Source organism: Bacillus sp. FSL H8-0534, from assembly GCF_038005885.1.
In the GTDB taxonomy this organism is placed as follows: Bacteria; Bacillota; Bacilli; order Bacillales; family Bacillaceae_G; genus Bacillus_A; species Bacillus_A pseudomycoides.
Window position 1 is genome coordinate 4,106,447 of the sequence record NZ_JBBOUC010000001.1, and the last position, 13,495, is coordinate 4,119,941.

Below are 13,495 nucleotides of genomic sequence, written 5' to 3' on the forward strand. Positions count from 1 at the left end.
AATGAAAGTAAATAAAAAACAAGTGATTAAATTACTGGAGACAATCGGCCTTTTTATGGAACTTAAGGGCGCAAATCCATTTAAAATATCCGCATTTCGTAAAGCGGCAGCAGCATTAGAAAGCGATGATCGTAGTCTTTCTGAAATTGAAGATTTTACAAAGATTCCGGGCATTGGAAAAGGAACAGCGGCAGTTATTCAAGAATATATTGAAGCGGGAACTTCAGAAGTATTGGAGGAACTTGAAAAAGAAGTGCCGAGCAGCCTATTACCATTATTAAAATTACCGGGGCTTGGTGGCAAGAAAGTAGCAAAGTTGTACAAAGAGCTTGGCATTATTGATATGGAAACATTGCAAAGGGCTTGTGAAGAAAATAAAGTACAGGTATTAGCAGGGTTCGGTAAGAAAACGGAAGAGAAAATATTAGAAGCGATTGCTCAAGTTGGATCTCGTCCAGAGCGTTTACCGATTGCAATGGTCCTACCTATTGCCGGGGAAATAGAAGAGAAATTGTCGAATATCCAGGAAATTGTTCGATTCTCTCGCGCTGGTAGTTTACGACGCGTTCGCGAAACAGTGAAAGATTTAGATTTCATCATCGCAACGACAGAGCCAGCAGCGGTACGTGAACATTTATTACAGTTTGATAATATGATTGAAGTCATTGCAAGCGGTGATACAAAAGTATCCGTTCGACTTCAATATGAATATGATATTTCGATTGATTTCCGTCTTGTAAAACCTGAGGAATTTATTACAACTCTTCATCATTTCACAGGTTCAAAAGATCATAACGTAAGAATGCGCCAAATTGCGAAAGATAAAGGTGAAAAGATTAGTGAGTACGGTGTGGAAAACTTAGAAACGGGTGAAGTGAAGACGTTTGAAACAGAAGAAGCATTTTTTGCTCATTTTGGATTGCCGTTCATTCCACCAGAAGTACGTGAAGATGGAAAAGAGGTCGAATTAATTAAAGAATATCCGAATTTAATTCAGTTCTCTGACATACAAGGTGATTTACATATGCATACAACATGGAGCGACGGTGCTTTTTCCATTGAAGAAATGGTACAAGCGTGCCGAGGGCGTGGGTATAAATTTATGGCAATTACTGATCACTCGCAATATTTGAAAGTAGCAAATGGTTTAACGAAAGAGCGTCTTCGTGAACAAGGAAAAGAGATTGAGCGCATTAACGAAAAATACCCGGATATCACAATTTTACGCGGAATCGAAATGGACATTTTACCAGATGCAACGCTAGATTTTGATGATGAAGTATTAGCAGAACTTGATTATGTAATTGGTGCAATCCACTCTAGTTTCTCACAAGACCGTGAAACGATTATGAAACGTTTGCGCACAGCAATTGAAAATAAGCATGTTACAATGATTGCCCACCCAACAGGTCGTCTCCTTGGACGACGCGAAGGGTATGATGTAGATACAGATTTACTCATTGAACTTGCGAAAGAAACAGATACAGTTTTAGAGTTAAATGCGAATCCGAACCGATTAGATTTAAGCGCAAAATTACTAAAGCAAGCGCAAGATGCTGGTGTGAAAGTAGCAATTAATACCGATGCTCATACACTTGAAATGTTAGAAGATATGGAAACAGGTGTAGCGGCAGCACGTAAAGGCTGGATTCAAAAAGATACTGTGATTAACACATGGGATATTAAACGTTTATTAGATTTTATTAAACGGAATAAGTAACACAAGGGGGACAGGCAACTTATGTTAGAACGAACGTTGCGTGTATTAGAATATAACAAAGTAAAAGAACAATTACTTGAGCATGTTGCTTCTTCACTTGGTCGTGATAAAGTGAAGAGCCTTGTGCCAAGTACAGATTTTGAAGAAATTGTAGAAATGCAAGAGACAACGGATGAAGCAGCAAAAGTCATTCGCTTAAAAGGACATGTGCCGCTCGGTGGGATTTTTGATATTCGTCCAAATGTAAAACGTGCGAAAATTGGAAGTATGTTAAGTCCACATGAACTTCTTGATATTGCAAGTACGATGTATGGTAGCCGCCAAATGAAGCGATTTATTGAAGATATGGTTGATAATGGCGTAGAGCTTCCAATCTTAGAAACCTATGTGGCGCAAATTGTGTCTCTATATGATTTAGAAAAGAAAATTACAAGCTGCATTGGTGATGGTGGCGAAGTAGTTGATAGTGCCAGTGATAAACTGCGCGGTATCCGTAACCAAATCCGTACTGCGGAAAGCCGCATTCGTGAGAAACTTGAAAATATGACGCGATCTTCTAATGCACAGAAGATGCTATCAGATGCAATCGTAACAATTCGTAATGATCGCTATGTAATTCCTGTGAAGCAAGAATACCGCGGTGTTTATGGTGGTATTGTTCATGACCAATCGGCATCTGGACAAACGTTATTTATTGAGCCACAAGTCATTGTGGAACTAAATAACGCATTGCAAGAAGCACGCGTGAAAGAAAAACAAGAAGTAGAGCGCATCTTAATGGTGTTAACAGAAGAAGTAGCACTAGAAGCAGATACTGTATTAGCAAACGTAGAGGTTATTGCGAATCTTGATTTCATTTTTGCGAGAGCATTTTATGCAAAGCGAATCAAAGCTACAAAACCAATTGTAAATAATGAACGCTATATGAATTTAAGACAAGCACGTCATCCGCTTATCGACCCGGAAATCATTGTGCCAAACGATATTATGCTTGGTAAAGACTTCACAACAATCGTTATTACAGGTCCGAATACAGGTGGTAAGACAGTTACATTAAAAACAGTCGGTATCTGTGTATTAATGGCGCAATCTGGCCTTCATATTCCAGTATTAGACGAATCTGAGATTTGTGTGTTTAAAAACATTTTTGCTGATATCGGTGATGAACAATCGATTGAACAAAGCTTAAGTACGTTCTCCTCACATATGGTGAACATTGTAGATATTTTAGAAAAAGCTGACTTTGAAAGCTTAGTATTATTCGATGAATTAGGTGCCGGAACAGACCCACAAGAAGGGGCTGCGCTTGCCATTTCAATCTTAGATGAAGTATACAACCGCGGAGCGCGCGTTGTCGCAACAACGCATTATCCAGAGCTAAAAGCATATGGTTACAATCGTGAACAAGTTATTAACGCAAGTGTTGAGTTTGATGTAAATACATTAAGCCCAACGTATAAATTATTAATCGGTGTACCAGGACGCAGTAACGCTTTTGAAATTTCCAAACGCCTTGGATTATCTGATCGCGTGATTGACCGTGCTCGTAATCATATTGGTACAGATACGAATAAAATCGAAAATATGATTGCGAAGCTAGAAGAAAGTCAAAAAAATGCAGAGCGCGAATGGAACGAAGCAGAAGAGCATCGTAAACAATCTGAAAAACTTCATCGTGAATTACAGCGTCAAATCATTGAATTTAACGATGAGCGTGATGAAAGATTATTAAAAGCGCAAAAAGAGGGCGAAGAAAAAGTAGAAGCTGCGAAAAAAGAAGCAGAAGGTATCATTCATGAACTTCGTCAACTGCGTAAAGCGCAGCTTGCAAACGTGAAAGATCATGAGCTCATTGAAGCGAAAAGTCGTCTAGAAGGGGCAGCGCCAGAGCTTGTGAAAAAACAAAGAGTAAAAGTGAAAAACACAGCGCCAAAACAACAATTGCGAGCAGGCGACGAAGTGAAAGTATTAACATTCGGTCAAAAAGGACAGCTGCTGAAAAAAGTAAGCGATAATGAGTGGAACGTCCAAATTGGTATTCTGAAGATGAAAGTGAAAGAATCCGATATGGAGTACATTAATACGCCACAACCGGTTGAGAAGAAAGCAGTCGCGACTGTTAAGGGAAGAGACTATCACGTTTCCTTAGAGCTTGACCTTCGTGGCGAGCGTTTTGAAAATGCGATGATGCGCGTTGAAAAATATTTAGATGATGCACAGCTTGCAAACTATCCGCGTGTATCCATCATTCACGGAAAAGGAACAGGAGCACTTCGCCAAGGTGTACAAGACTACTTGAAAAAACATCGCGGCGTGAAAAACTACCGTTACGGTGACATGGGCGAGGGAGGCCTAGGCGTAACAGTTGTCGAATTAAAATAACACAAAACCAAGCAAAAGGGGAAACCATTATATGTTTATGGACAAACTTGCAAAAGTATTGTTAGCTTGTTGCGGAATATTTTTGGTGATTGGGGTTATTTATTTAGTGGTTTTTGCGAAGTAAGGGAGCGTCAATCTCGGCATCAGTATACCGCCTGAGATTGATGCTTTTTCTTTTCGGATAATCTATAAGAAAAAAGGAATATGACATGAAAATTAACCAATTTATAAGCGAAGCATTATCCTGCTCAAGGCGAGAAACAGACCGCCTTATTAAAGCGGACCTCGTGGCAATTAACGGTGAAGTGTGTAAGCACGGTACGATTGTTACAGAGAATGATATTGTAATGATTGATGGCAAAACGATTGAAAAAGAGGACAAAGAAAAAATCTACATTGCCTTCCATAAACCAGTTGGCATTACTTGTACAGCTGCGGATCATATTGACGGGAATATCATCGAGTATATCAATCATCCCGAAAGAATCTTTCCAGTTGGCCGCTTAGATAAAGCGTCGGAAGGATTGATTTTGTTAACGAATGATGGAAGGATTGCCAATCAAATTTTACACGGAGATTATGAGCATGAAAAAGAATATATTGTAACGGTCGATAAGCCATTTACAGATTGGTTTATTGACGGAATGTCCCGTGGCGTGAAGATTAAAGATGGAATAACGAAGCAGTGTAAAGTGACACGAGTAAATAGTTCTACATTTCGAATTATTTTAACGCAAGGAATGAACAGACAAATTCGTCGAATGAGCCGTGCTTTTGGATATACAGTAACAAAACTGAAGCGCGTACGAATTATGAATATTAAGCTTGATGGATTAGAGGCTGGAGAGTGGCGGAATGTCACAGTGCAAGAGTTACAGGAATTATTGAAGCAGTTATAGTTGTTTTTCTGTGTTTATTTTTAAAAAAATAAAACTATTGATTTTTTTAAAAATAGCCCATATAATAAAAAACAACAATATTCGACAATATATTTTATAAAAGTAATGATGAGGACACGAGTTATTTTTTACGATTCTCAGAGAGGGGAGCCTTAGGCTGTGAGCTTCCTAATACGAAAAGATACACTTACCACCTCTAAACTTCAAGAGTGAACGGCATGATGCATTGTAATTCTTGACGGATAAAACCGTTATCAATTTACACGAGCTATAAAATGAGTTTATTTCGTTATACATTCATTTTATTAGAATAAGGGTGGAACCACGATTTCAACACTCGTCCCTTTGTTAGGGACGAGTGTTTTTTGCGTTCTTTTATAGGGGAAGTAGGATTGAAAGAGGAAATGTAACGAGTTTTTATTTCTGAATATTTTGTCTATTTATTGATTTTTAGGAGGTAAATGAAAATGAAATCATCTTTAAAGTTATCTGAGATGTTTGCAATAAGTTTAATGTTATTTGCACTATTCTTCGGCGCAGGTAATATGATTTTTCCACCAGCGTTAGGACAAGGTGCTGGAACAGATGTATGGATTGCGTTGTTTGGTTTTATCATTACAGGGGTAGGACTTCCTTTACTAGGGGTTATTGTCATTGCTTTAAAAGGAGATATCAATGAATTAGCAGGTCGCGTGCATCCGTTATTTGCACTTGTTTTTACAGTTGCGATTTATTTATGTTTAGGTGTATTTGTCAGCGTTCCGCGTACAGGAACGGTTGCTTATGAGATGGGAGTCGCTCCATTTTTATCAAGTTCAGTAGCGAGCCAAGCATATCCACTTGTTATCTTTACATTCATTTTCTTTGCAGTTACTTTCTATTTAGCATTAAACCCTTCAAAATTAGTAGGGCGCATCGGAAAAGTATTAACACCAATTTTATTAGCTGTCATTGCAATTATTGTTATTAAAGCACTTATTACACCAATTGGAGAGTTCGGTGCACCGACAGAAACATACAAAGATCCACTGTTTAAAGGATTTATTGATGGATATTTAACATTAGACGGATTAGCAGCACTTGTTTTCGGAAATGTGGTTATCAATGCTTTAAAAGGAAAAGGGATTACAAATAAGAAAAGTATTGCGAAAGTAACAATCTTTGCAGGAATTATTGCAGCACTTGGCTTACTTATCGTTTACTTAGCACTCGCTTACCTTGGGGCTTCTAGTGTATCGCTTGGAATGGGAGAAAACGGCGGTGTTATTTTAACAAACGTTGTTCATCATTTATTTGGAAATTACGGCACACTACTACTTGGGGTAGCAATTGCGGCTGCATGTTTAACAACTTCTGTTGGGATTGTCGCAGCTTGTGGAGATTTTTTCTCAGCACTACTACCAAAGCTGTCTTATCAAAAAGTTGTTTTTATCTTCTGCGTGTTAGCATTTATGGTAGCAAACCTAGGTTTAACACAATTAAATGCATTAGCATTACCAATCTTAATAGCAATCTATCCAATTGGAATCGTATTAATCATATTATCGCTAATTGAAAATTACCTTCGTATCCCGTTGGCAATGTATGTGGGTGGTATTATAGGAGCATTTGTTATTAGCTTTTTCGATGGATTAAATAATGCACACATTCAAATTGCAGCATTAGCGCCGATTTTAGAAAAAGTTCCGTTTTATAGTGTAGGGATTGGATGGTTAATTCCAGGAATGATCGGTATGTTTGTTGGGTATGTTGTTTCGGCTTTTCAGAAGCGAGAAGTTGTTGTAGGGAAATAAGGTAAAGAGGCTTTCTTTGAAAGAAAGTCTCTTTTTTTTGTAGAAAAGCTTACATATATAGAAAGTGAGATGTTGGGAAATGTACCCCGCATTACTGCCTGTAAAAGCCCGATTGGTGAGGGCCAATAATCAGTGGGGGATGAAGAAAATCCCCACCGATTAAAGTTTCACTTTATCTAAATCTATTGTTCATTGACGAAGGAGTTTTCAAGCTAAAAAAGACTGTCATTTTATTAATCCTTGTTTGTAACACCTATTCAGTTTCACCCACATAATATAATATCGTCGTTCAATAAAGTTTGAGGAGGAATACACCTTATGAATAAAAAGCCAATTGTTCTCCATGATGAGCCTTTTGTAGCCCAGTATGAACAAATAATTACACCAGCAGAATGCCAAGAGTTAATCGAACTATCTAAAAAGCACATCCAACCCGCACAAGCCTATGGACATACAGGGGAACGGAAATCAGATTTTACTTGGCTTCCACACTATTCACATGGACTTGTTAGTCAAGTATCTGAACTTATTGCTACTGCTATGCCCTTGCCGCTTAATCACGCTGAGCCATTACAAGCAGCGAGATATGAAGTTGGGGGGAAATTTGATGCTCATATTGATTGTTATGGTACCTGGCACGAAGATGGGAGGAACCGAGTTGAACAAGGGGGACAACGACTTTATACAGCTATTCTTTATTTGAATACAGTTAATGCAGGTGGAGAAACTTTTTTTCCCTCTCTGAATCTTACAGTTACTCCAAGCGAAGGGAAATTATTAGTTTTTGAAAATTGTAAAAGAGGGACAAATGAACCACATCCCCTTTCATTGCATGAAGGTTGTGCGGTACATGAAGGAGAAAAATGGATTGCTACATTATGGTTTCGTGAAAAACCACAATATTAAAAATCTATTATTTGGTTTTTGAGAGAAATGAAAGTTTTTGTTTATTCTTGTTTATGTACAGGGTTTTTCCGTTGGACAGTGCTCTAAGACTGATCTTTAGATAAGAGTCTCATCTTTTACATCGTATAAAGTGAAACTTTAATCAGTAGGGATTTTCTTCATCCTCCACTGATTATTGGCCCTCACCAATCGGGCTTTTACGGGCAGTTGATCTCCCACCTAACTTCTTTGCTTTTGCCGAATTTTGAGATGGGAGTCTTACTGCCCGCAAATAGCGGGATAAATATATAACAGTCGTTCTAGGCAACGAGCTGGTTGTACTCGCAAAGCAATAATATGGTATAGTGAAACGAGGCTGTTTTTTCAGTCTCGTTTTTTAAATGCTTCCTATAGAATAGAAAGCATTCAAATGGAAAGGAAGACATTACATGCGATCAGAAGTAACTGTAAAGATAAAACCGAAATTTATAAAAGAAATTAAAAGTGGCTATCCACTTATTTTAAAAGATGCAATTCAAAACTTAAATGATATACGTGAAGAGGGGGCAATCATCAAAATTGTTGATGAGAAGAACCAATTTCTTGGTAAAGGATATTACGGAAAGCAAAATAAAGGATATGGCTGGATTTTAACAAGAAAAGAGCAGGAGCACATTGACCAAGCTTTCTTTGAAAGAAAAATCAAATCAGCGTTACATAAGAGAAAAGGTTTTTACAAATCGAATGACACGACTGCATTCCGCGCTGTAAATGGTGAAGGTGATGGCCTTGGTGGTTTAATCATCGATTATTACGATGGCTATTATGTAATTAGCTGGTATAGTGAAGGGATTTATTCTTTTAAAGATGAAATCATTGGGGCTCTTCAAAAAGTAGCAAACTTTAAAGGAATCTACCAGAAGAAGCGTTTTGATACAAAAGGAAAGTATATGGAAGACGATGATTTTGTTGCTGGAGAGCGCGGCGAGTTCCCAATCATCGTGAAAGAGAACGGTGTAAACTTTGCCGTGTATTTAAATGATGGTGCGATGGTTGGCGTATTCTTAGATCAGCGTAACGTTCGAAAACAAATTCGTGACACATACGCGAAAGGTAAAACAGTGTTAAATATGTTCTCTTATACAGGTGCTTTCTCTGTATTCGCAGCGCTTGGCGGAGCGACAAAAACAACAAGTGTTGATCTTGCGAATCGTAGTTTAAGTAAAACAATTGAACAATTTAGCGTGAACGGCATTGACTATGAAGCACAAGATATTATTGTAGAAGACGTTTTCCATTACTTTAAATACGCAGCGAAGAAACAGATGAAGTTTGACATGGTTGTATTAGATCCACCAAGCTTTGCACGGTCTAAAAAATATACATTTAGTGCAGCAAAAGACTATAAAAACCTATTAAAAGAAACAATCTCCATTACAGAAAACAACGGTATTATCGTTGCTTCTACAAACTGCAGTACATTTGATATGAAAAAATTTAAAGGCTTTATTGATACAGCGTTCAAAGAAATGAATGGCAAATATAAAATATTAGAAGAATATTCTTTGCCAGAAGATTTCCGTACGATTGACCAATTTAAAGAAGGCGACTATTTAAAGGTTGTTTTTATTGAAAAAATTAAAGGATAATTAAAATATATCAACATTTTGACAAAGGATATCGATTTACAGATAAAAAACGATATAAGAAAAGGAGCTCAATTTCAAAATGAGCTCCTTTTCCTATTGAACAATATGCTGCACTCTGCCAACTTGTCCGTCTTGTAAGCGCACTTTAATACCGTGCGGATGAGACGGTGAGTTTGTCAAAATATCTTTTACAATCCCTCTAGTGAGTGTACCAGTACGTTGGTCTTTTTTTAAGACAATATCAACTTCAAGACCTGGTGAAATGTTAGCTCGTTTTTGCCCGTTCATTTACACACCTGTACGTCTACGTTGGTTGTTCGTTTTCTTCGTTTGTTGGTTTTGTAGTTTTTTCGTTGCTTGACTTTGATTTGCAGTATTTGCTCCGTTTCCATTTCCTTGCTTTTTCTTTGCAAGTTGTTCGCGCATTAAATCAGCTAAGCTTACTTTTTTATTTTCTGACATGGTAAAACTCCTTTATATTAGGTTAATTGTAAACAATGGTTGTGAGTTCCATCATAACATTGTTATGAAAAGAAATGAAGTCGGATTGAATTTTCATATAATTCTTTTCACCTTTATTGACTTCAGTTACAATTAAATTGTTAATGTTTGTAAAAAAGGGGGTAGAAGCATGTCACATCATATTTTGTTAGTGGAAGATGATAGCTCTATTCAAGAAATGGTCGAGAAATATTTAACTAAAGAGGGCTTTCAAATAACAATTGCATCTGATGGAGAAGAAGGAGTTCTCACATTTCTAAAAGGCTCATTTGATTTAATCATTCTCGATATCATGATGCCAAAGCTAGACGGATTAGAAGTTGTGAGAATCATTCGCGAAAAAAGTGCTGTGCCGATTTTAATGATGTCCGCAAAAGATACGGATGTGGATAAGGCGGTCGGTTTAGGACTTGGAGCAGATGACTACATCTGTAAACCATTTTCTATGATTGAACTGGCAGCTCGGGTAAAGGCAAGCATTCGAAGATCTACAAAGTATTCAGCCACGGAGCAGAAAGAAGAAACGATTGAGATTGGTGATTTAAAAATTGATCTGATTAATTTCACTGTGCAAAAAAAAGAAAAACAGCTAAAATTGACTTTGAAAGAATTTGAGATTTTAAAACTATTTGTGAAGAATCAAAATCGTGTATTTACAAAAGCACAAATCTATAACCTGATTTGGAATGAAGAATATTATGGTGATGATAACGTGATTAATGTTCACATGAGACGGTTGCGTGAAAAGATTGAAGATGATCCTTCTAATCCAGAATATATTAAAACATTATGGGGCATTGGCTATAAGTTGGAAGTGATGTAGTATGATCTCTCTTTTAACGATCGTTATCTTCATATTATTAGGTGTTATTTATTTTCAATATAGAATACAGAAAAGTAAAAGTGCAAATGTACGCTATACATATGAAAAGTTACAGGATATTGTAAAGCAGCAAACAGGTGAGAAATTATTAGTTGTGACGGATGATAAAGAACTGCAAAAATTATTAGTAGCAATTAATCATTTATTAGATGCGAAACAAAAAACGAATGCTGATCATGCGAAGGTTGAAATTTCGATGAGAAAGATGCTTTCTAACATTTCACATGACTTAAAAACACCGCTCACTGTTATTCTTGGGTATACAGAAATGTTAAATGTGGATAAAACGATAAGTGAAGAAGAACGACAAGTATTGCTAGAAAAGGTACATTTGAAAACTTTGGAAGTAATGGAACTTATTCATAAATTTTTTGATTTGGCGAAATTAGAATCTGGAGATAAAGCAGTCGAAATGACAAAGGTGAATATGAATGAAGTATGCCGAGAAAAGATTTTAACGTTTTATGATTTAGTAACGACCAAAGGATTTGAGGTGCATATTGATATACCGGAGAAAAATGTATATGCACTTGGAAATACAGAAGTATTAGGTAGGGTGTTGAATAATTTAATATCCAATGCAATTGCGTATGGATATGATGGGAAAACACTTGGTATTACATTAAGAGATGATGATAGGTGCGTGTATGTTGATGTGTGGGACTGTGGTAAAGGAATTGATGAATCGCATATTGATAAAGTATTTGAACGCATGTATACGTTAGAAGATTCAAGGAACCGATTGTATCAAGGCAGCGGTCTTGGGCTTACGATTACAAAACGACTTGTGGAAGCGTTAGGAGGAGAAATTCATCTTTCTAGTACGCCATATAAGAAAACGGTATTTACAATTGTACTGAAAAAAATAGAGTTTTAGCTTGTAGAAAAGAGTATTCTACAAGCTTTTTTTTGAACGTAAGGAATTTGTAAGGAATGGGTAAGAAAAAAGAGATTTTCATTGTCTATGATATAAAGTGAAACTTCCATCAGTGGGGAGGCTTTATCCCCCACTGATGGTTAGTTGAACCAATCGGGCATTTACGGGCAGTTTTATCTTCCTTCGAGTTAGGGGAATCTTACTGCCCGTTAATGCGGGGGAAGTATGAAGTGGAAGCGAAAGGGGAAAATGATATGTCCTATGTATTAAAAACAAATCAGTTAACAAAAGTATTTGAGGGGAAAGAAGTAATTTCTGGGGTTAATATGCATGTGAAAAAAGGGGAGATCTACGGTTTTTTAGGGCCAAACGGTGCTGGTAAAACAACGATTATGAAGATGATTACAAATTTAATAAAACCAACGAGTGGGGATATTGAAATTTTCGGTGAGAAATTAACAGATACATCTTATGATGTGTTAAAACGTATGGGAACAATTATTGAATACCCTATTTTTTATGACAAGTTAACAGCTAAGGAAAATTTATATCTTCATTGCGAATATATGGGTTACTACGACAAGAAGGGGATCCAGCATGCATTAGACCTTGTCAATTTACACAACGTGGAGAATAAAAAGGTAAAAGATTTTTCATTAGGGATGAAACAAAGGTTAGGAATTGCCAGAGCGATTCTGACAAAGCCAGAGCTATTAATTTTAGATGAACCAATTAATGGTTTAGATCCAATTGGGATTAGAGAATTGCGTGATCTATTTAAAATGCTTTGTAAAGAATATGGAATTACTTTATTAGTATCTAGTCATATTTTAGGTGAAATGGAGCAAATGGCAGATACAATAGGGGTTATTCAAAATGGGAAATTGATAAAAGAAGTTTCAATGAACAGTATTAATGGTAAGCAAACGGAGTATATTGAAATTCACGTTCAAGATGTAAAACGAGCAGCGTATGTTTTAGAAAACAAACTACGTATAACAAATTACAAAATTCTGAGTGAGAATATCATTCGCGTGTACGAAATGACAGAGACGCAACAAGCGATTTCTAAAGCGCTCATCATGAATGACGTAGAAATTGAAAGTATAAACAAAAAGCATAGTTCATTAGAAGAATATTTCTTGAATCTCGTGAATGGAGAGGGGATCCATGCTTAATTTAATGAGACTTGAGCTTATGAAATTTAAGTTGTGGCCGGTTATTAGAGGCGCACTCATCGCAATTTGTATTCTTTCTATATGTATTCCGTTGATATTATGGGATGAAGCAGGAGTAAATGGATATAATCAAACGTTTGCAATAATTGAAACATTTTCACGAGGAGTGTTTATGATTTTCGGAGCAAGTCTAATTGCGAGATTTATTATTCAAGAGTTTCAAGAAAAGACGATGACAGTGATGTTTATGTATCCAATCAATCGTAAAAAGATGATGTTTGCAAAAATGTTTATTATCATTTGTTTTACTCTTTGCTTTATTATGATTTCAGATCTTGTCATTTTTGGCGTTGTTTATATATTCAATTTGTATCATCCAGTCATTACGGGATCATTAACCGTATCAATCTTACTCCAAAATGCATTAAAGCTATTCATGAATGCATTAGCAGCAACGGGAATTAGTTTAATCCCAATATACTTTGGAATGAGAAAATATTCTGTGCGTACAACGTTTGTATCAGCGATAGTGATTGTAGCTATGTTAAATTCAGGTAGGGGGACTGAAAGTACATTGTTCGATTTTGTTGCTATTCCCATTATATTAGCTTGTATTGGTTTGTTGATTGCCTATATGGCAATAAGAAAGATTGAACAGGTAGATTTGTTTAAATAGGGCGAGTTTAAAGAATAGGAAATAGAAGATAGAAACGAAAAAGTATAACCCA

Annotated in this window: 12 protein-coding genes and 1 other annotated feature; of the genes, 10 read left to right on the forward strand and 2 right to left on the reverse strand. The window is 36.6% G+C overall.

Annotated features, from left to right (window positions below):
• Window position 1: 1 nt before the first annotated feature.
• The 6 genes from polX (at window position 2) to MHH71_RS20915 (ending at window position 9,328) form a co-directional block, all read left to right on the forward strand.
• Entirely contained in the window at window positions 2-1,720 is a 1,719-nt protein-coding gene (gene polX, locus MHH71_RS20890) for a DNA polymerase/3'-5' exonuclease PolX (protein WP_006096206.1), read from the forward strand.
• Between the two features lie 21 nt (window positions 1,721-1,741).
• Window positions 1,742-4,102, forward strand: a complete 2,361-nt coding sequence (locus MHH71_RS20895; protein ID WP_006096207.1) for an endonuclease MutS2 — start codon at window positions 1,742-1,744, stop codon at window positions 4,100-4,102.
• Between the two features lie 209 nt (window positions 4,103-4,311).
• Window positions 4,312-5,001, forward strand: a complete 690-nt coding sequence (locus MHH71_RS20900; RefSeq protein ID WP_033799150.1) for a 23S rRNA pseudouridine(2604) synthase RluF — start codon at window positions 4,312-4,314, stop codon at window positions 4,999-5,001.
• A gap of 96 nt (window positions 5,002-5,097) precedes the next feature.
• Window positions 5,098-5,349, forward strand: a binding site (T-box leader).
• Window positions 5,350-5,468: 119 nt separating this feature from the next.
• Window positions 5,469-6,794 (forward strand): branched-chain amino acid transport system II carrier protein BrnQ6, encoded by a 1,326-nt coding sequence (brnQ6, locus tag MHH71_RS20905; protein WP_018781641.1) that lies wholly within the window; start codon window positions 5,469-5,471, stop codon window positions 6,792-6,794.
• 318 nt (window positions 6,795-7,112) lie between these two features.
• Complete coding sequence (locus tag MHH71_RS20910; RefSeq protein WP_006096209.1) at window positions 7,113-7,700, forward strand: prolyl hydroxylase family protein; 588 nt, start codon at window positions 7,113-7,115, stop codon at window positions 7,698-7,700.
• 428 nt (window positions 7,701-8,128) lie between these two features.
• Window positions 8,129-9,328, forward strand: coding sequence for a class I SAM-dependent rRNA methyltransferase (locus MHH71_RS20915; RefSeq protein WP_006096210.1), 1,200 nt, complete (start codon window positions 8,129-8,131; stop codon window positions 9,326-9,328).
• A gap of 93 nt (window positions 9,329-9,421) precedes the next feature.
• Here the strand turns inward: MHH71_RS20915 and MHH71_RS20920 are convergent, their stop codons facing one another.
• Entirely contained in the window at window positions 9,422-9,616 is a 195-nt protein-coding gene (locus MHH71_RS20920; RefSeq protein ID WP_006096211.1) for a YwbE family protein, read from the reverse strand.
• Window positions 9,617-9,790 (reverse strand): hypothetical protein, encoded by a 174-nt coding sequence (locus MHH71_RS20925; protein WP_006096212.1) that lies wholly within the window; start codon window positions 9,788-9,790, stop codon window positions 9,617-9,619.
• 169 nt (window positions 9,791-9,959) lie between these two features.
• Between MHH71_RS20925 and MHH71_RS20930 the strand changes: the two genes are divergently transcribed.
• The 4 genes from MHH71_RS20930 (at window position 9,960) to MHH71_RS20945 (ending at window position 13,443) form a co-directional block, all read left to right on the forward strand.
• On the forward strand, window positions 9,960-10,652 hold the full coding sequence (locus MHH71_RS20930) for a response regulator transcription factor (RefSeq protein ID WP_003200910.1): 693 nt from the start codon (window positions 9,960-9,962) through the stop codon (window positions 10,650-10,652).
• Window position 10,653: 1 nt separating this feature from the next.
• A complete protein-coding gene (locus MHH71_RS20935) occupies window positions 10,654-11,589 on the forward strand; it encodes a sensor histidine kinase (RefSeq protein ID WP_006096213.1) in 936 nt (311 codons plus the stop codon).
• Window positions 11,590-11,843: 254 nt separating this feature from the next.
• Complete coding sequence (locus MHH71_RS20940; protein WP_026008453.1) at window positions 11,844-12,767, forward strand: ABC transporter ATP-binding protein; 924 nt, start codon at window positions 11,844-11,846, stop codon at window positions 12,765-12,767.
• Window positions 12,760-13,443: an ABC transporter permease gene (locus MHH71_RS20945; protein ID WP_033799151.1), complete on the forward strand. Its 684-nt coding sequence runs from the start codon at window positions 12,760-12,762 to the stop codon at window positions 13,441-13,443. The genes MHH71_RS20940 and MHH71_RS20945 overlap by 8 nt, the downstream gene beginning before the upstream one ends.
• Window positions 13,444-13,495 lie beyond the last annotated feature (52 nt).

Coding starts and splice junctions, on each gene's coding strand:
- polX (WP_006096206.1), top strand. CDS start 2: ATGAAAGTAAATAAAAAACAAGTGATTAAATTACTGGAGACAATCGGC.
- MHH71_RS20895 (WP_006096207.1), top strand. CDS start 1,742: ATGTTAGAACGAACGTTGCGTGTATTAGAATATAACAAAGTAAAAGAA.
- MHH71_RS20900 (WP_033799150.1), top strand. CDS start 4,312: ATGAAAATTAACCAATTTATAAGCGAAGCATTATCCTGCTCAAGGCGA.
- brnQ6 (WP_018781641.1), top strand. CDS start 5,469: ATGAAATCATCTTTAAAGTTATCTGAGATGTTTGCAATAAGTTTAATG.
- MHH71_RS20910 (WP_006096209.1), top strand. CDS start 7,113: ATGAATAAAAAGCCAATTGTTCTCCATGATGAGCCTTTTGTAGCCCAG.
- MHH71_RS20915 (WP_006096210.1), top strand. CDS start 8,129: ATGCGATCAGAAGTAACTGTAAAGATAAAACCGAAATTTATAAAAGAA.
- MHH71_RS20920 (WP_006096211.1), bottom strand. CDS start 9,616: ATGAACGGGCAAAAACGAGCTAACATTTCACCAGGTCTTGAAGTTGAT.
- MHH71_RS20925 (WP_006096212.1), bottom strand. CDS start 9,790: ATGTCAGAAAATAAAAAAGTAAGCTTAGCTGATTTAATGCGCGAACAA.
- MHH71_RS20930 (WP_003200910.1), top strand. CDS start 9,960: ATGTCACATCATATTTTGTTAGTGGAAGATGATAGCTCTATTCAAGAA.
- MHH71_RS20935 (WP_006096213.1), top strand. CDS start 10,654: ATGATCTCTCTTTTAACGATCGTTATCTTCATATTATTAGGTGTTATT.
- MHH71_RS20940 (WP_026008453.1), top strand. CDS start 11,844: ATGTCCTATGTATTAAAAACAAATCAGTTAACAAAAGTATTTGAGGGG.
- MHH71_RS20945 (WP_033799151.1), top strand. CDS start 12,760: ATGCTTAATTTAATGAGACTTGAGCTTATGAAATTTAAGTTGTGGCCG.